This window comes from Sphingomonas sp. P4_G3 (assembly GCF_056401105.1).
On sequence record NZ_JBFUJZ010000012.1, the window covers coordinates 13794 to 30496 of the forward strand.

Sequence of the window (16703 nt, forward strand, 5' to 3'; positions counted from 1 at the left end):
GCGGGCATGGCGGACGACGTCGAGATCGCCGGTCACAGCTTGCGATCGACCAGATGGAATTCGAGCTCGCCGGCATCGTCCTCGCTGACCGTCCAGCCGCGCGTCGATTCGCCGGCACGATGCACCGCCTCGCGGTCGCCGCTGACGAGATAATGCCAATCGGGAAGCTTCTCGCCATTGGCGCGCAGACGATAGGCGCAGGTCGAGGGCAGCCAATCGGTGGTATAGACGTTCTTGACCGTCAGCCGTACGCAATCGGGCACATAGGCGCGGCGATTGCGGTAATCCTTGCACTGGCCGGCGCGGCGATCGAGCATCCGGCACGCGACATTGGTCGGATGGAGTTCGCCGGTCTCCTCATCCTCGAGCTTGTGGATGCAGCATTTGCCGCAGCCGTCGCACAACGCCTCCCACTGGCCGCGATCGAGCTCGGCCAATGTCTTGGTTTCCCAGAATCTATCGGTCGTCACGGGTTGGTCTTCACCCAGCGCTTGATTTCATCGGCGGTCGCCTGCGCGCCCTGCTCGGTCGGCAGCAAAGCGAGCGGCTTGCCGCTGCTGTCCATCAGATAGGCGGCGTTGGAATGTTCGACCAGATAGCCGCCATTGGGGGTGGTCTTACCCTTGGACGAGAACACGCCATATTCAGTCTTGATCGTGTCGATCGCCGCCGCGCTCCCGGTCATGCCGACGAAGCGCGGATAGAAAGCGCTGACGAATTGCTTGACCACCGCCGGCGTGTCGCGATCGGGATCGACCGTCACGAACACCGGCACCACCCTGGCCGACAGCGCGGCATCTTTCTTGTCGAGCAGCCGCATCGCCGCGCCGATCGTCTGCGCCGTGGTCGGGCAGACATCGGGGCAATAAGTGTATCCGAAATACATGATGCGATATTTGCCCGCGAACGCCTTCTCGGTGATCGCCCGGCCGTCCTGATCGATCAGCTGGAACGGGCCGCCGATCTTGGCGCCCGCCAGCGGGGGGTCGGCTGGGGCGGCGTTCGAGCAGGCGGCGAGCGCCAACAGCAGCGAAATCGGAAGCAAACGCAGGTTCATCGCAGCGCCAGCCTTGATCTTTTACGGGCGGCTACGCAAGTTGATCCCGACTTTTCGCGCAGGGCATTACATCATGATCGCACGTCTCTCCCGCATTGCGTCTATCGGGGCGCTCGCCGGCGCGCTGGCCGTCACCGCCCTTCCCGCCGCGGCGCAGCTCGCCAGCGGCTCGCCCGGCTATCAATTCCTCGACGCGGTCAAGAACGACAAGGGCAACGACGTCGAATCGATCCTGGCCAAGCCGGGGTCGCGGATCATCGACACCCAGGACCCGTCGAGCGGCGAAGGCGCGCTGCACATCGTCGTGCGTCGCGACGATTCGCGGTACGTCTCCTATCTGCTGGCCAAGGGCGCCAATCCCAATATCAAGAACCGACAGGGCGATACCCCGCTGCTGCTCGCGGTCGATCGCGGTTATGGCGACCTGATCCCTCTCCTGCTCAAGGGCAAGGCCAACCCAAATCTGGCCGGCGATGGCGGGCAGACCCCATTGATCAAGGCAGTGTTGCGCCGCGACGAACAGATGGTGCGCGACCTGATCGAGGGCGGCGCCGATCCCGACAAGCGCGATTACATGGCGGGTAAATCGGCGCGCGATTACGCCAATGGCGATGCGCGCAGCCCCGGCATGATCAAGCTGTTCGCCGATTTGCCGGCAGCCCCCAAGCGCGGCGTGTCCGGCCCGACGCTCCGTTGAATCGAAACCGCGCCCAAAATCGTTTTGCGATCAGCTTTAACCGTCATGCCGGACTTGTTCCGGCATCCAACGTGCGACACCGGCTGGATTCCGTGGTGGAGAGTTGGACCCCGACACAAGGCCGGGGTGACGATTCAGTTTGGCGGCATTTAACTCTAAAATCGCCGCTCAGGTAACCGATGCCGAGGCACCCGCCCCGGGCAGTTTCTTGAACAACGCCCGATCCTCGGGGCGGAATGCCCATTTCCACAGCACGAACAGATAGGTCACCAGGATCGCGGGCTCGCCGAGCGAGAGCTCGACCCATTCGTAGCTTTTGGGCAGCGAGGTGAACGCCGTCCCGACCAGGATGGTGACGGCCGCGGTCCCGAGCAGCGACCAGCGCCATCCCGCCACGCGCGCCTTCAACAGCCGGGCGAGGAAGTTGGACTTGATCACCGACCCGACGCTCAGCGCGATGAGCAAGGCGATCGCGACGCTCACCCCCTGGACCGAATCGCGCGTGCCGAATTCCGCTAGCACGGAATGGTCCCAGTCGATCGAGCGCATCACCGCGACCAGCGTGAAGCTCAGCACGATCTGAAGCACCAGCACGCCGATCGAGATCATCAGGTTGCGATGTCGCGCGATATAGACCAGCGCCGATTCGCACACCGCGCCGGTCGAAGCGAACACTTCCGCCCATAACAGGAAGGCAAGCGCGGCGGTGCCGGCGACGAATTGCTTGCCGACCAGCCCCATCACCGCCTCGCCCGGGATCGATCCCATCAGCGCCAGGCATGCCTGCAACGCCATGATCCAGAAACCGACCTGGCGCACCTGGTCGGCGATCGCCGCCTTGTCGTCGCGCGCCAGGCTGGTGGCGATGACCGGCCCGAGGATCGGGTCGAAGCTGGTCTTGAGCTTTTGCGGCAGCGAGGCGACCTGTTGCGCCATATAATAGATGCCGACGATCGCCGGTGGAAACAGCAGCCCCAGGATGAAACGGTCGACATTGCGCGTCGCCCATTCGATCGCGTCGGCGCCCGCCAGCGGCGCGTTACGCCGCGCCAGCGTCGCCACCCGCGCCACTTGCGGCGTCCAGCCATGCGGCAGGCCGTAGCTGCGGATCAGCGGGATCAACGACGCGATCATCGCCGCCACCATCGACAGCATATAGGCGAGCACCAGCCCGTCGCGCGCATTGACGAAGTAGAAGCCGAGCGCGGCGATCGAGATCGTCCACGGCTCGACCACCGCGCGCGCGGTGACGCTCGCCTTGATATTGTGACGATAGGCCAAAGCCGAGAGCGCGACGTCGGACCAGGCGCTGGCGACGATGATGCACGGCAATAGCCGCTCGATCAGGGTGATCTCGCCATGCGGGTACATCACGCGCGGCAAGGCGATCAGCACCGCGCCGGCAATGGTCGAGGCGAGCATCGCCACCGCCATCCCGTCCCACACGACATGCGGATGCGGGCGCTCGGTGGTGGCCAGCGCCTGGGCCAGCCCACGCTTCAACCCGAGCGTCGCGATCAACGCGGCGAGTTCGACCACCACCAGCGCGAGCGCGAACCGCCCGACCGCATCGGGTCCGTAGAGCCGTCCGGCGACGAACAGGAACGGCAAGCGTGCGACCAGCCGCAGCGCGAACCCGCCGATATTGGTCCGCCCGCCCTTGGCCAGCACGGCCAGGTCGTCGGCCGGACCGGTTGGGGGCACGACCGGCGCGGCGGCGGCAGCGTCAGTCGACACGCGCCACCCCTTCAGCCATGCGTCCGGCAAGCGCGGAATCGATCAATGCGCGGCGCCCCAGCTGGCGCCGGTGCCAATCTCGACCGCGAGCGGCACCGACAGCGGCACGGCCGGCTCCGCCGCCGTCGCCATGACGCGTTCGATCACCGGCTTGGCCGCCTCGACCTCGCTCTCGGGCACTTCGAACACGAGTTCGTCATGGACCTGGAGGAGCATCTTCGTGCCGGTCAGGCCGGCATCGGCCAAAGCCGGCCCCATCCGCGCCATCGCGCGCTTGATGATGTCGGCGCTGGTACCCTGGATCGGCGCGTTGATCGCGGCGCGTTCGGCGCCCTGGCGGACGTGCTGGATCGGCGCACGGATCTGCGGGAACCAGGTCTTCCGACCGAACAGGGTCTCGGTATAGCCCTTTTGCCGCACGCCCTCGAGCGTCTCGTTGATATAGGAGGAGATGCCGGGGAAGCGGTCGAAATAGCGCGAGATCATCGCCTGCGCTTCCTCCGCGTCGATCTCCAGCCGGGCGGCGAGGCCCCAGCGCGAAATGCCGTAGAGGATGGCGAAATTGATCGTCTTGGCGCGGCCGCGCGTATCGCGATTGACCTCGCCGAACAGCTCCTTGGCGGTCGCGGCGTGAATGTCCTCGCCGCGCAGGAAGGCATCGCGGAGCGGCGGCACGTCGGCCATGTGCGCCGCCAGCCTGAGCTCGATCTGCGAATAGTCGGCCGCCAGAATGACGTTGCCCGGTTCCGCAACGAAGGCGTCGCGGATCTGCCGGCCGATCTCGGTGCGGATCGGGATGTTCTGGAGGTTGGGGTCGGTCGAGGACAGCCGCCCGGTCTGCGCGCCGGTCAGCGAATAGCTGGTGTGGACGCGCCCGGTGTCGCGATCGATCTGCTGCTGCAGCGCGTCGGTATAGGTCGATTTGAGCTTCGACAGCTGGCGCCAGTCGAGCACCAGCCCGGCGATCGCCACGCCCTCGGCCTTCATCTTCTCGAGCACAGTGACGTCGGTCGAATAGGCGCCCGACTTGCCTTTCTTGCCGCCCTTCAATCCCATCTTGTCGAACAGGATCGCGCCGAGCTGCTGGGTCGATCCGATCTGGAACGGCTGCCCGGCCTCGGCCTGGATCTCTTCCTCCAGCCGCGCCATTTCCTGCGCGAAGCGGCTCGACAGGCGCGACAGCTGGTCGCGATCGACCTTGATCCCGGCGCGCTCCATCGCGGCGACGACCGGGATGATCGGGCGATCGACCATTTCGTACACGCGCGTCGCGCCTTCATACGCCAATCGCGGCTTGAACCGCGTCCATAGCCGCCAGGTCACGTCGGCATCCTCGCCGCCATAGCGCGTCGCCTGGTCGAGCGGCACCTGGGCGAAGCTGATCGCTTTCTTGCCGCTGCCGGTCACGTCCTTAAAGCTGATGCAGCTATGTTCGAGCACGGCATGCGCCACCTCGTCCATGCCGTGGCCGCTGAGCGACTGGCCGGCATCGAGGTCGAAGCTCATCACCATCGTATCGTCGATCGGCGAGACCGGCAGGCCGTGGCGGATCAGCACGTTGATGTCGTATTTGATATTGTGCCCGATCTTGAGCACGCCGGGCGCGGTGAACAGCGGCTTGAGGCGGCTCACCACCTCGGCTAGCGGCAGCTGCGGCGGGACTTCGCCGAACATGTCGTCGCTGCTCTTGTGTCCGATCGGGATGTAGCAGGCGCGTCCCGGCGCGGTGGCGAGGCAGATGCCGACCAGATTGGCCGCCATGCTGTCGAGCGAATCGGTTTCGGTGTCGATCGCGATCGTGCCGCTGGCATGGCTTTCGGCGATCCACGCCTCGAGCCGGTCGATACTCGTCACGGTTTCATAAGCGTCGCAATTGACCGGCGGCAGCTCGATGAAATCGGGCGTGACCGGCCCGGCCGTCGCGACCGCCGCGGCGACCGGATCGGGCTGCTCGCGGCCCGGCGCGTGCGCCGCCATCCGCGACAGCAAGGTCTTGAATCCCTGATCCTCGAGGAACGCGCGCAACGGCTCGGGCGGGATGCCCTCGAGCTTGAGCTCGTCCAGCGTGTGCGGCACCGCGGTATTGGTGTGCAGCGCGACCAGCTTGCGCGACAGCCGGGCCATTTCCTCATGCTCGATCAGGTTGTCGCGCATCTTGCTGGGCTTCATGCCCGGTGCGGCGGCCAGCACCGCGTCGAGATTGTCGAATTCGACGATCAGCTTGGCCGCGGTCTTGGCGCCGATGCCAGGCACGCCGGGGACGTTGTCGACCGCATCGCCCATCAGCGCCAGCACGTCGCCCAATTGGTCTGGGCGCACGCCGAACTTGGTCTCGACATATTCCGGGCCGCGGCGTTCGTTCTTCATCGTGTCGAGCATGTCGACGCCCGGCTGGATGAGCTGCATCAGGTCCTTGTCGGAACTGACGATGGTCACGTCCCACCCGGCCTCGACCGCGCGGCAGGTATAAGTGGCGATGATGTCGTCGGCCTCGAACCCCTCTTCCTCGATGCACGGCAGCGAGAAAGCGCGGGTCGCCTCGCGGATCAGCGGGAATTGCGGGATCAGATCCTCGGGCGGCGGCGGACGCTGCGCCTTGTATTTGTCATAGAGGTCGTTGCGGAACGTGTGCGACCCCTTGTCGAGCACGACCGCGAGGTGCGTCGGCCCCTCCGCCTTGTCGAGCGCATCGGCGAGCTTCCACAGCATCGCGGTATAGCCATAGACCGCGCCCGCCGGCGTGCCATGGCGGTTCGTCAGCGGAGGAAGCTGGTGATAGGCGCGGAAGATATAGCCCGAGCCGTCGACGAGATAGAGATGAGGCATCGTCGGAGGAGATAGCGTGGCGCACGCGTAGGAACAAATGGTTAGGTTGGCGGAGGGCATTCGCTAACCGGGGTGTGGCGGACAAGCCATCCTTGTCTCCGCCGTCACCCCGGGCTTGTGCCGGGGTCCACCGGGAGGCGAACGCGAGGCAAGCGGTTCCAGCCCCGAGATCGAGGCACTATGGACCCCGGCACAAGGCCGGGGTGACGCTGGAGAGGGTGCGAGGAGGGCCCCTTTTCCAAGGCTGCAACTAAGCCGCGTCGTGGAAGATGATCCCCAGCGTATGCCGCCGTCCCGACCGCAACGTGCTGACGCCATGACGCATCGCCACGCGATAGTCGCCCCGCGTGCCCGCGACCGGCCGATGGTTGACCGCGAACACCACCGCATCGCCCTGGCCGAGCGGCACCACCTCGACTCGCGACTGCATACGCGGCCGCTGTTCGGTCAGAACGAAGTCGCCGCCGGCGAAATCGTCGCCCGGCCGCGACAGCAGGATCGCGACCTGGAGCGGGAAGACGTGCTCGCCATACAGATCCTGATGCAGGCAATTATAGTCGCCGGGCCCATAGCGCAGCAGCAATGGCGTCGGCCGCGTCTGACCCGCTTCGTGGCACCGTGCGAGGAAATCCGTATGGTCGGCGGGAAAGCGCGTCGGCAGGCCGAGCCGTTCGTGCCAGCGATTGGCGATCGGCGCGAGGCGCGGATAGAGCGCCGAGCGCAGCCCGGCGACCGGATCGGGCAGCGGATAGCGATAGTAACGATATTCGCCGCGCCCGAAGCCATGGCGCGCCATTACCACATGGCTGCGGAACTGCGCCGGCTGGTCATAGCCGGCGGCAATCCGCACGCAGCTGTCGGTGTCGAGCAGGCCAGGCAGGATCGCCCAGCCGCGCGCGTCAAGCTCGCCGGCGAGCGTCGTCCAATCGTGATCGTTGTTCATGGAACAGCCCATAGGGCGCGGCCTTGCCGGACCGCGCCCCGGGGATTGCGGTCAAATCACCAATGGTGGTTGGTCACCACGCCCAGCACGACCGCCTGCATCAATTGCTGGCGCTCGGGGATGGTCTTGGGCGTGTCGCCAATCATCACGGCGATGGCATAGGCCTTGCCATTGGGCGCGATCAGGAAACCGACATCGTTATAGCCCGCGGTCCGTCCGCTGAAGTCCTGACCGGTCCCGGTCTTGTGCCCGAAGGTCCAGCCTTCCGGAACCGCGCCGCGCAGGCGCGCGCGCCCGGTGCGCGACGATTCCATCGTCGCCATCAGATATTGGGTCGAATTCGGCGAGAGCAAGTCGCCCTTCTTGAGACGGGCGAGCGCGGTGACGATCGCGCGCGGTGCGGCGCCGTCGGGCGGATCGGCGACATAGCGTTCGAACGCGTCCATCCGGGTCGAGGCGGGGATTTTCGCGCGCGCCGCTTCGAACGAGCGGCCGGTCGAATATTGCGGCTTCCATTCGAGCCCGGCGGTGAAGCTCTGCAACAGGCGCTCGCCGGGACCGAAGCGGATATCGGCGATCCCCTTCTTGGTCAGGAAGGCGCGCACCGCGGTCGGCCCGCCGGCCAGCCGCAACAGACAATCATTGGCGGTATTGTCGCTCTGCGTCAGCGCGCGCTGCAGCAACTCACCGACGGTGGTCTTGTAGCCGTCGTCCTTGACCAATGCCGCGATCGGCTGGTGGAACAACGTGAGGTCGTCCTTGCGCACCGTATAAGGGTCATCGAGCGTCAATTTGCCCTGATCGCGCAGGTCGAGCACGGTCATCGCCACCCATAGCTTCGACACGCTCTGCTGCGGCAATTTCAGGTCGCCGTTCGACGTGACCGTCCAGCCATCGTCGATGCTCATCACCGCGATGCCGACCTTGCCGCCGAAATCGCGAGTCAGCGAGGGCACCAACGCGGTCAGCGCCGCGGGCGCCAGCACTGCCGGCCTGGCCGTCGGGATCGGCTGCACCACTTCGCGCGGCGGCGCATACGCCACCGGCGGCGCGAAGCTGCGCGAGACCCTGCCGGACTGACTGTCGGAGACGCAGCCCGCAATCGCGAGGCCGACGATCACACCAAACGCTATCTTACCAATACGCTGCACAGAAAGACCCATGACCCCCGCCCGTGTTTTTCTCGACGATGAGAGTATCGCAGGAAAACGGTTGCGGAATCCCTGATATAGGGTCTCCGCGATGAACCGCACCTGAAAAGCGGCGGAGCGAGCAACCAACCCGCTGAGAATCCGTGGATTCCCTTAAGGGACCAATACGGTGTCGACCGCCACCGGCAAAGTTTCGGGATAATCGAGCGTGTAATGGAGCCCGCGTGATTCGTGGCGATGGAGCGCCGAGCGCACGATCAGGTCCGATGTCTGGAGCAGATTTCTGAGCTCGATCAGGTCCGGCGTCACCCGGAAATGGCCGTAATAATCCTCGATCTCGCCGGTCAGCATCTTGATCCGGTGCGCGGCACGTTCGAGCCTTTTGGTGGTGCGGACGATACCGACATAATTCCACATGAAGCGGCGGATCTCGGTCCAGTTCTGCTTGATCACCACCTCTTCGTCCGAATCGGTCACGCGGCTTTCGTCCCATGGCCGGATCGCGGGCGGTGGCGGCAGATCGTCCCAATGCGTGTTGATGTGCCGGGCACAGGCCTCACCGAACACGAAACATTCGAGCAGCGAGTTGGACGCCAGGCGATTGGCGCCGTGCAGCCCCGATTCGGTGCACTCGCCCGCAGCATAGAGGTGCGGCAAGTCGGTGCGGCCATCGAGATCGATCACGATCCCGCCGCAGGTATAATGCTGCGCCGGCACGACCGGGATCGGCTCCTTCGTCATGTCGATGCCCAGGCCCTTGAGCTTCTCATAGATCGTCGGGAAGTGGTGCGTGACGAACTCGGCGCCCATATGGCTGATGTCGAGATGGACGTAATCGAGCCCGAGCCGCTTGATTTCATGGTCGATCGCGCGCGCCACGATATCGCGCGGCGCGAGTTCGGCGCGCGGATCGAAATCGGGCATGAAGCGATAGCCGGTCTCGGGAATCTTGAGCTGTCCGCCCTCGCCGCGCACCGCCTCGGTGATCAGGAAGTTCTTGACGTCGAGATTGTACAGGCAGGTCGGGTGGAACTGCATCATCTCCATGTTCGAGATGCGGCAGCCGGCGCGCCACGCCATCGCGATACCGTCGCCGGTCGCGCCGCGCGGCGCGGTCGAGAACAGATAGGTCCGCCCCGCCCCGCCGGTCGCCAGGATCGTCGCATTGGCGGTGAACAATTCGACCCGCCCGGTCGCGCGGTTGACCGCATAGACGCCCCAGATATTGCCCGCGCCCGAATAGCGCTGCTCATGCTTCGAGGTGGCGAGGTCGACCACCACCATGTCGGGGACCAATGTGATATTGTCGTGCGCCTGGGCTGCGTGGAGCAACGCCTCTTGAACGGCCCAGCCGGTGGCGTCGTTGACATGGACGATGCGGCGATGGCTGTGCCCGCCTTCGCGCGTCAGATGGAGGTCGCCGCCTTCCTTGTTGAACGGCACGCCGAGTTCGATCAGCCGCTCGATCGCGCGCGGCGCGTTCTCGACGACGAATTCGACCGTCTTGCGGTCGTTCAACCCCGCGCCGGCGATCATCGTATCCTCGATATGGCTGTCGAACGTATCGCCCGGCTCGAGCACCGCGGCGATCCCGCCCTGCGCCCAGGCAGTCGACCCCTCGGCCAGCCCGCCCTTGGCAAGCACAGTGACGCGAAAACGGTCGGCAAGGTTGAGCGCGGCGGTGAGCCCGGCGGCGCCGGAGCCGATGATCAGGACGTCGGACGTATGCGGGTCGGTCACATGGGTCTCCGCTGCGGAATAAACCGGCCTAGTCGCGGAACGGGCGCTTTTGCAAATTCCGCCGCGTGATACAGTCGGCCGGTGAGGAGAGGGTGATGGGGGATCCGGCACAGGAAGTGGAGCGCGCCGCGACTCGCTGGATGCAGGCATGGGTGACGCTTGACCGCGCGATACTCGAAGACAGCCTGGCTCAGGATTTCACCCTCACCGTTTCGGCTTTTCCAACGCGCCCGATGGCGCGGCAGACATGGCTGGCGACCTGCGACCGCTATCGCTGTTCGCGCTTCGCCTATCGCGACGTCCAGGTCCGCGCGATCGGAGAAGGCCTCGCGGTGATGTCCTCGATCGCCGAGCAGGAGGCGGAGCTCGATGGTCACGACCGGTCGGGCGCGTTCTGGCTGACCGACCTTTGGCGCCTTGAGAGCGACGGCGCATGGCGTGTCTTCGCGCGGTTCAGCAGCTATCCCGAGCCGGGTCGCGCCTCGGCCGAGGCCCTCGCCGCCTTGCAAAACACTTAGGCCAGGTTCGACGCCCGTGTCAGATTGAGGAACACATCCTCAAGATCGGGCTCCTTGGTCGAGACGTCGATGATCGCGAACCCGTCCTTCTGCACCGCATCGAGCACCTGGCCGGCATTGGCGAGATCCTTGCGATAGGTGATTTCGAGCACGCGATCGCCCTTCAGCTCGACCTTCTGGAAGCAGCTCGCTTGCGGCGTGATCGCGATATCGCGATCGACGGTCACCGCGACGACCTTTTCCTGCGCCATGCCGATCAGGTCGCGGGTCGGCTCGTTGGCGATCACCTTGCCGTGATTGATGATCGCGATGCGGTCGCACAATTGCTCGGCTTCCTCGAGATAATGCGTCGTCAGTACGATCGTCACGCCGCGCTCGTTGAGCTGGCGGACATAAGCCCAGAGCTGCTGGCGGAGTTCGACGTCGACGCCGGCGGTTGGCTCGTCGAGGACAAGCACGGGCGGCGAATGGACCATCGCCTTGGCCACCATCAACCGGCGCTTCATGCCGCCCGACAAGGTACGCGAATAAGCCTTGGCCTTGTCCTCGAGGTGCACCGCGCGGAGCAATTCCATCGAGATGCGCTTGTTCTTCGGCACGCCGTACAGGCCGGCAGTGATCTCCAGCGTCTCGAGCGGGGTGAAGAAGGGATCGAAGGTGATCTCCTGGTTGACGATCCCGATCGAATATTTGGCGTTGCGCGGATGCTCGTCGATATCGAAGCCCCAGATCTCCGCCTTGCCGCCGGTCTTGTTGACCAGTCCGGCGAGGATGTTGATCAAGGTCGACTTGCCCGCGCCGTTGGGGCCGAGCAGCCCGAACACCGATCCGCGCGGCACCTCGAAACTGACGCCGTCCAGGGCTTGTTTGCCCCCCGCATAGGTCTTGCAAAGCTGGTCGATTACGATCGCGGCGTCGGTCATAGCCGGGACTTAGGCGCGCGAACCCGCTCCGCCAAGCCTCGGCGCTGCTATGCCCGCGCAATCGTTGCGCCTAGAGCATTCCCAGAATGAGCGCCTTCGTCCTCGCCGACCCCGGCATCGCCATGGCATTGCTGACCGGGCGCAAGACCGAGATGCGCGTGCCGACGCACAGCCCGCTGGCCTCGGTCGCGCCCGGCGATCGCATCCAGGTGCGCGAGGCATGCATCCCGGCGCGGATCGTCGGCGGCAGGCTCCACGCGACCGACCGCCGCCGCGCGGAGCTGGTGGTGTTCGCCGACGGCTGGCGGCAATATCGCGACGGCCGCCACGAGCGCGGGCGGCGCCCGACCGACAGCTACAGCCAGTGGATCGGCGCGATGTACATGCCGGACTGGGCAACCCGGCTGACACTGGCAGTGGACTCGGTGCGACCGGGACGATTGCGCGAGATGACTAGAATGGAGGCGCGGGCGGAAGGCGCGATTCCCCTGCTTGCCGGCCTGCTGTGGCGCTGGCCCGGCTCGGTCGGGGGCCGGTATCTCGACCCGCGCCGGGCGTTTCAGGCGTATTGGGACATGCTTCATGCGCCCGGCGACCACTGGGCGGACGATCCCGAAGTCGTGACGATGGCCTTCGCCGTCGAACTCAGTTGACTGCCGGGGTAGCCAAGGCGGGGGCGATGCTTAGCGTCTGTTCGGTGGTGACCGACGTACCGGCCACCTTGTCGGTCACGGTCGCGACGACGCGATAATCGCCGAACGGCCCTTCCGAATCGACGCCGTAACCGAGCGCGCCGTCGCCGATCATCGGCTTCTTGGGATCGGTCGGCGCGGCCTTGTTCCACACCACGACGCCTTTGTTATCCTCGTTGACCGTGCCGTCGGGCCGATTGATCACGAAATCGGCGACGATGTCGCACTTGCCGTCGGCATCGGCCTTGCAGCCGCGGAAGATCAACATGGTGAAGAGCGGCTTGTCGGCGACCGTGCGGGTGGTTTCGTTCTTGGCGCCATCGCCAATCTTCCAGGCGGCGATGAAGGCGGCGGCGTCGGCCGCGGCGACCTGCATGACGCCGAACCCGTCCTTTTCCGCGATGTTGAGCGCCGGCGGCGGGAGTTTGGTCCTCGCCTTCGGCTTTGCTTTGGCCTTGGCGGCGGGCTTGCCCGGCGCCGGCTTGGCGGCGGACTTGGTCGCGGCTTGGGGAACGGCGGCGGCCGGGACCGCCACGATCAAAGCGGCGATCGCCGCAAGCTTTACAAGGATCATGGCCTTATCGTGCGTCGCGGGGTCGAGCTTGGCAAGGCAGCAGGAGAGATTGATGCGCCCGACGCGCCTTGCTATCGCGCCAGCATGATCGCACCGCCCGAAACCATCCGCGTCTCCCATCCCCGCGTCGCCTGCGACGGCGCGACCGACATTCCGGGCGGCGCAGCCCTGGGCCATCCGCGCGTGTTCCTGCAGATCGACGAGGCCGGCTATGTCGATTGCGGCTATTGCGACCGCCGCTTCGTGCTGATCGGCGGCCCGGCCGATGGCGCCGACCAGAGCGAACTTCCGGACCATCCGGCGGGGGCTTCACTTTAAGGCCAACGCAGCAGCGTGACACAGGCCAATGCCTGCCTATATTGGCCGGCATGACCAGCCCAGCCGACCCCCGCCAGTTCCTGTACCGTGACCAGCTCGACCCCGAAGAGGCCAAAAGGCTGACCGCGACAGCGCTCGACCATGCCGATGATGGTGAGCTCTATCTGCAATATGCGCGGTCCGAAGCGTTCGGGTTCGACGACGGGCGGCTGAAGACCGCGAGCTACGACACGCATTCGGGATTCGGCCTGCGCGCGGTGTCGGGCGAGACCACTGCCTTTGCCCATGCAAACGAGATCAGCGCGGCCGCCATCCTGCGCGCGTCGGAGACGATGGCGCTGATCGATCCGTCGACCGGCCCCAAGGCGCCGCCGCCGCAGCACACCAATCGCCACCTCTATACCGATGCCGATCCGCTCGATTTGATCCCGTTCGCCGACAAGGTGAACCTGTGCCAGACGATCGACGCCGCCGCGCGCGCCCGCGATCCGCGCGTCGCCCAGGTTTCGGTCGGCTTGTCGGGGTCGTGGAACGTGATCGAAGTGGTGCGCCCCGACGGCTTCACCGCGACCGATGTGCGGCCTTTGGTGCGCCTCAACGTCTCGATCGTGGTCGAGCATGACGGCCGCCGCGAGACCGGCACGTTCGGGATCGGCGGGCGCTATCTCTACGAGTCGCTGTTCGAGCCCGCGACCTGGAACCGCGCGATCGACGAGGCGCTGGCGCAGGCGTTGGTCAATCTCGATTCGGTCGCCGCCCCCGCCGGCGAGATGACCGTGCTGCTCGGGCCGGGCTGGCCGGGCGTGCTGCTCCACGAAGCGATCGGCCATGGGCTCGAAGGCGATTTCAACCGCAAGGGCACCAGCGCTTTCTCCGGCCGGATCGGCGAGCGCGTCGCGGCGCCCGGCGTCACCGTGGTCGATGACGGATCGATCAACGCACGTCGCGGGTCGCTATCGATCGACGACGAAGGCACGCCGACGCGCGAGAATATCCTGATCGAGGACGGCATCCTCAAGGGCTATATCCAGGACCGCCTCAACGCGCGGCTGATGGGCGTCGAGCCGACCGGCAACGGCCGCCGCGAATCGTTCGCGCACGCGCCGATGCCGCGCATGACCAACACCTTCATGAAGGGCGGCAAGGATGATCCCGCCGAGCTGCTCAGCCGGGTCAAGAAAGGCATTTTCGCCAAATCGTTCGGCGGCGGACAGGTCGACATCGTGTCGGGCAAGTTCGTGTTCAGCTGTACCGAGGCCTATCTGATCGAGAACGGCAAATTGGGCGCGCCGATCAAGGGCGCGACGCTGATCGGCGACGGGCCGAGCGTGCTGACCAAGGTGACCGGCATCGGCAACGACTTCGCGCTCGACGAAGGCGTCGGCATGTGCGGCAAGGGCGGGCAGAGCGTGCCGGCAGGCGTCGGCCAGCCGACCTTGCTGGTCTCCGGGCTGACCGTCGGCGGCACCGCGATGTGAGGATCGACGTCGCGACGATCCTGGACGCGCCTGCCGAGCGGGTGTGGGAAGAGGTCCGCAAGCCCGCGGCGCTCGACCATGTCGCCTCGCCGCTCCAGGCCTTCGTTCCGATCGATCCCGCCGTCCCGCCCGCGCGCTGGGAAACCGGCCGCTACCTCTATCGGTTGATGCTGTTCGAGCGGATTCCGATCGGCACGCAATATATCGGCATCGAATTCCCGCCCGACCGCGGCGACGGCGTCCTCAGGATGCGCGACAATGGCAGCGGCGACCGCATCCGCATGTGGGATCACATGATCGAGCTCACCCCGCGCGCCGACGGCCGGACCGACTATCGCGACACCGTTGAAATCCATGCCGGGCTGGGCACGTTCACCGCCTGGCTGTTCGCGCTGGTCTTCTACCGCCATCGTCAGCGGCGCTGGCGAGCTTTGGCCGCGAGTGGCTTCGATTATGGAACCGGCGCGACGCCGATCGGATGACCGCATCGGTCGGAGGGCTTACCGCGGATCGCGCGACACTGTACCCCCTGCCATATCAGGGATGGCGAGCACGGGGCAGCGGAGGTGACGATGACAGCATCGGTTTTTGTCGGCGCCAGCGTGGATGGGTTCATCGCGCGCGCCGATGGCGGGCTCGACTGGCTGCCCGCGGGCGGCGGCGAACCGCATGGCTATGACGAATTCATGGCCGGCGTCGACGCGATCGTGATCGGCCGCAACACGTTCGAGATCGTGCTCGGCTTCGATCCCTGGCCCTATGGCGACAAGCGCGTGGTCGTGCTGAGCAGCCGCCCGCTCGATTTGTCGGTGGTGCGCGGCGGCCGGGTCGAGCAACGGGCCGGCGATCCCGCCACGATCATCGCCGACCTCGCCGCCGACGGGGCGGCCAATCTCTATATCGACGGCGGGATCACGATTCAGCGCTTTCTGCGCGCGGGGGTGATCGAGCGCCTTATCGTTACCCGCGTTCCGGTGCTGATCGGCGAGGGAATTCCGCTGTTCGGGTCGCTCGATCGCGACATCCGCCTCAGCCACATCGCGACCCGCTCCTATCCGAGCGGGCTGGTGCAAAGCGAATACAGGATCGGCCAGGCATGAGCGCCGCCGATAGCGACTGGCCGCAGCTCGACTGGGCCACCTGGCGCGAGACCGCGATCGGGCTGCAATTGCGCTGCCAGATCGTCGGCAAGGTCCGGCTCGCGCTGACGCCGTGGCTCAACCATAGTTGGCACGTCCCCTTTTACCTCACCGCGCGCGGCTGGACGACCTCGGCGATCCCGTGCGGGAGCCGCATCCTGCAGATCGACTTCGACCTGATCGGCGACGAAGTACTATTCGCCACGAGCGACGGCGTGACTCGATCGATCAAGCTGGCGGCGGGGACGATCGCCGATTTCCATGGCGAGGTCGTCGCGACGCTTAAGGCGCTGGGCGCCGCGTCGGATTTCGACGGCAGCCCGAGCGAGATGCCTGGCTATCCGCGCTTCGCCGAGGATCGCGAGCAGCGCCCGTATGACGCCGAGGCAGCGCGCGATTTCTGGCGCGCACTGATCCATGTGCGCCGCGTCTTCTACCAGTTCCGCACCGGCTTCCTCGGCAAGGCGAGCCCGATCCATCTGTTCTGGGGCAGCTTCGACCTCGCCGCGACGCGCTTTTCGGGTCGCTCCGCGCCGAAACATCCCGGCGGCATGCCGGGCCTGCCCGATGACGTCGCCTGCGAGGCGTACAGCCATGAGGAAGCCAGCGTCGGCTTCTGGCCGGGCAGCGACGCCTTCCCGCACGCGGCTTTCTACGCTTATGCCTATCCCGAACCCGCCGGCTATGCCGCGGCACCCGTCGAGCCCGAACAGGCCGCGTGGAACGCCGACATGCGCGAGTTCATCCTGCCCTACGCCGCGGTTCGCGCCGCGCCCGATCCCGACGCCGCGTTGCTCGCTTTCTGCCAATCGACCTATGACGCCGCCGCCGATCTGGCGGCGTGGGACCGCGATGCCCTCGAATGCCCGCTCGGCCACCCGCGGGTGCCGCGCATGGTCTGACCGGCCTG

General features: G+C 66.0%; 17 protein-coding genes. 8 read left to right on the forward strand and 9 right to left on the reverse strand.

Annotated elements, in window-relative coordinates:
* Nucleotides 1-32: 32 nt before the first annotated feature.
* Nucleotides 33-470, reverse strand: coding sequence for a YcgN family cysteine cluster protein (locus tag AC1DQQ_RS20145; protein WP_066819991.1), 438 nt, complete (start codon nucleotides 468-470; stop codon nucleotides 33-35).
* The gene (locus AC1DQQ_RS20150) at nucleotides 467-1057 is read right to left on the reverse strand and encodes an SCO family protein (RefSeq protein WP_478032445.1); all 591 of its coding nucleotides are present in this window, start codon (nucleotides 1055-1057) and stop codon (nucleotides 467-469) included. The genes AC1DQQ_RS20145 and AC1DQQ_RS20150 overlap by 4 nt, the downstream gene beginning before the upstream one ends.
* 73 nt (nucleotides 1058-1130) lie before the next feature.
* Between AC1DQQ_RS20150 and AC1DQQ_RS20155 the strand changes: the two genes are divergently transcribed.
* Nucleotides 1131-1754 carry an ankyrin repeat domain-containing protein gene (locus AC1DQQ_RS20155; protein ID WP_478046566.1) on the forward strand — a complete coding sequence of 208 codons (624 nt, stop codon included), beginning with the start codon at nucleotides 1131-1133 and terminating at the stop codon, nucleotides 1752-1754.
* 168 nt (nucleotides 1755-1922) lie between these two features.
* Here AC1DQQ_RS20155 and AC1DQQ_RS20160 read toward each other — a convergent pair whose 3' ends face one another.
* The 5 genes from AC1DQQ_RS20160 to nadB form a co-directional block, all read right to left on the reverse strand.
* Complete coding sequence (locus AC1DQQ_RS20160; RefSeq protein WP_478046567.1) at nucleotides 1923-3491, reverse strand: lipopolysaccharide biosynthesis protein; 1569 nt, start codon at nucleotides 3489-3491, stop codon at nucleotides 1923-1925.
* Nucleotides 3492-3533: 42 nt separating this feature from the next.
* Nucleotides 3534-6317 carry a DNA polymerase I gene (gene polA / locus AC1DQQ_RS20165; protein ID WP_478041285.1) on the reverse strand — a complete coding sequence of 928 codons (2784 nt, stop codon included), beginning with the start codon at nucleotides 6315-6317 and terminating at the stop codon, nucleotides 3534-3536.
* 250 nt (nucleotides 6318-6567) lie between these two features.
* On the reverse strand, nucleotides 6568-7260 hold the full coding sequence (locus tag AC1DQQ_RS20170) for a 2OG-Fe(II) oxygenase (protein ID WP_478032440.1): 693 nt from the start codon (nucleotides 7258-7260) through the stop codon (nucleotides 6568-6570).
* Between the two features lie 56 nt (nucleotides 7261-7316).
* On the reverse strand, nucleotides 7317-8381 hold the full coding sequence (bla, locus tag AC1DQQ_RS20175; RefSeq protein WP_478041287.1) for a class A beta-lactamase: 1065 nt from the start codon (nucleotides 8379-8381) through the stop codon (nucleotides 7317-7319).
* A gap of 183 nt (nucleotides 8382-8564) precedes the next feature.
* Entirely contained in the window at nucleotides 8565-10151 is a 1587-nt protein-coding gene (gene nadB / locus AC1DQQ_RS20180; protein WP_478046568.1) for an L-aspartate oxidase, read from the reverse strand.
* A gap of 95 nt (nucleotides 10152-10246) precedes the next feature.
* Here nadB and AC1DQQ_RS20185 point away from each other — a divergent pair, with 95 nt between their 5' ends.
* Nucleotides 10247-10669: a nuclear transport factor 2 family protein gene (locus tag AC1DQQ_RS20185; RefSeq protein ID WP_478041289.1), complete on the forward strand. Its 423-nt coding sequence runs from the start codon at nucleotides 10247-10249 to the stop codon at nucleotides 10667-10669.
* Here the strand turns inward: AC1DQQ_RS20185 and AC1DQQ_RS20190 are convergent.
* A complete protein-coding gene (locus tag AC1DQQ_RS20190; protein WP_478046569.1) occupies nucleotides 10666-11592 on the reverse strand; it encodes an ABC transporter ATP-binding protein in 927 nt (308 codons plus the stop codon). The two genes, AC1DQQ_RS20185 and AC1DQQ_RS20190, sit on opposite strands and share 4 nt — an antisense overlap.
* Before the next feature lie 86 nt (nucleotides 11593-11678).
* On the opposite strand from AC1DQQ_RS20190, the gene AC1DQQ_RS20195 reads away from it, so the two are divergent.
* Nucleotides 11679-12245 (forward strand): hypothetical protein, encoded by a 567-nt coding sequence (locus AC1DQQ_RS20195; RefSeq protein WP_478046570.1) that lies wholly within the window; start codon nucleotides 11679-11681, stop codon nucleotides 12243-12245.
* On the opposite strand, the gene AC1DQQ_RS20200 is transcribed toward AC1DQQ_RS20195, so the two are convergent.
* On the reverse strand, nucleotides 12238-12858 hold the full coding sequence (locus AC1DQQ_RS20200) for a hypothetical protein (protein WP_478046571.1): 621 nt from the start codon (nucleotides 12856-12858) through the stop codon (nucleotides 12238-12240). The genes AC1DQQ_RS20195 and AC1DQQ_RS20200 overlap by 8 nt on opposite strands.
* 84 nt (nucleotides 12859-12942) lie before the next feature.
* Here AC1DQQ_RS20200 and AC1DQQ_RS20205 point away from each other — a divergent pair, with 84 nt between their 5' ends.
* From AC1DQQ_RS20205 to AC1DQQ_RS20225, 5 genes are all read left to right on the forward strand, one after another.
* The gene (locus AC1DQQ_RS20205; RefSeq protein ID WP_478032547.1) at nucleotides 12943-13176 is read left to right on the forward strand and encodes a zinc-finger domain-containing protein; all 234 of its coding nucleotides are present in this window, start codon (nucleotides 12943-12945) and stop codon (nucleotides 13174-13176) included.
* A gap of 50 nt (nucleotides 13177-13226) precedes the next feature.
* Nucleotides 13227-14654, forward strand: a complete 1428-nt coding sequence (tldD, locus tag AC1DQQ_RS20210) for a metalloprotease TldD (RefSeq protein WP_478032430.1) — start codon at nucleotides 13227-13229, stop codon at nucleotides 14652-14654.
* Nucleotides 14651-15136 carry a hypothetical protein gene (locus AC1DQQ_RS20215; RefSeq protein WP_478046572.1) on the forward strand — a complete coding sequence of 162 codons (486 nt, stop codon included), beginning with the start codon at nucleotides 14651-14653 and terminating at the stop codon, nucleotides 15134-15136. Before tldD ends, AC1DQQ_RS20215 begins: the two co-directional genes overlap by 4 nt.
* A 90-nt stretch (nucleotides 15137-15226) precedes the next feature.
* Entirely contained in the window at nucleotides 15227-15754 is a 528-nt protein-coding gene (locus AC1DQQ_RS20220) for a dihydrofolate reductase family protein (protein ID WP_478046573.1), read from the forward strand.
* On the forward strand, nucleotides 15751-16695 hold the full coding sequence (locus AC1DQQ_RS20225) for a DUF5996 family protein (RefSeq protein WP_478046574.1): 945 nt from the start codon (nucleotides 15751-15753) through the stop codon (nucleotides 16693-16695). Before AC1DQQ_RS20220 ends, AC1DQQ_RS20225 begins: the two co-directional genes overlap by 4 nt.
* The last annotated feature ends 8 nt before the right edge of the window (nucleotides 16696-16703 follow it).